At 71.2% G+C, this 769-nt stretch carries 1 protein-coding gene and 1 pseudogene; both read right to left on the bottom strand.

Annotated elements, in window-relative coordinates:
- Positions 1-355: pseudogene (locus CA983_RS44475) on the bottom strand (Lsr2 family DNA-binding protein); the annotation flags it as partial.
- 24 nt (positions 356-379) lie between these two features.
- Complete coding sequence (locus CA983_RS47015; RefSeq protein WP_167407566.1) at positions 380-553, bottom strand: hypothetical protein; 174 nt, start codon at positions 551-553, stop codon at positions 380-382.
- Positions 554-769: the final 216 nt, after the last annotated feature.

The following is a 769-nucleotide window of genomic DNA, read 5'->3' as shown; positions in this document are numbered from 1 at the left end:
GGACGGTGGTGGTGGCGGGCAGGTCGGCGTGCTTCACGGCATCGGCGAGCTCGCCCTCGGACAGGCCGAGGGTGCTGCGGACGTGCTCCGGGCTGTCGCCGTTGGCGAGCATGGATGCGGCCGTGGCAGTGAAGGCGTTGACGGTCATCGTCTCTCCGGTGTCGTCGGGGTTGGTGAGGTGCGGGAGCAGCCGCACGAGGTCGTCTTCGGCGCAGGGCAGTCCGAGGGCGCCCAGCAGGTCCGCGAGGTCGTCCTTGTCGCGGGCGTGGTGGGCGACCACCAGCGAGGCGGCAGCGGACTGGTCGCTGCCGAGCGGATTGAGTTCGAGGGCCTCGGCTTCGAGGGCCTCTTTCATGTCGGTGAACWTCGGCTGGCCCTCCTACGCGGCGGTGGTGCGGGGCACGCGCTGGGCGATGTCCAGCAGCTCGCGGTTGCGCTTGCGCTGGGCGTCGGTGAGGGGCCGGGCCTTGGCGCCGTGCCGGTGCCAGAGCGGGGATGCGGGCGGCTCGGGGTAGGCGAGGGCGTGGTCGACGTCGCGGTGGGTGTTACTCATGGGGGCCTCCAGGCGGAGGAGTCAGGCGTGGTCGTCGCCTTGGCCCTTGGCCCTTGGCCTTGGACTTGGGCTTCGGCTTGATGTCGGAGGCGAACCGCCCGAGGCGGGCCTCAACGGGGTTGGCGGCTATCCAGCTCTCGGCGCACGCCTTGTGAACGGGCTCTTCGGAGTGCGAGCGCATCGGTGTGGGCCTCCCGCACAACACGCAGGGCAGGT

Origin of the sequence: Streptomyces swartbergensis, from assembly GCF_002148965.1 — a bacterium.
GTDB classification, from domain to species: domain Bacteria; phylum Actinomycetota; class Actinomycetes; order Streptomycetales; family Streptomycetaceae; genus Streptomyces; species Streptomyces swartbergensis.
This window is presented reverse-complemented; position numbering and strand designations above follow the sequence as displayed.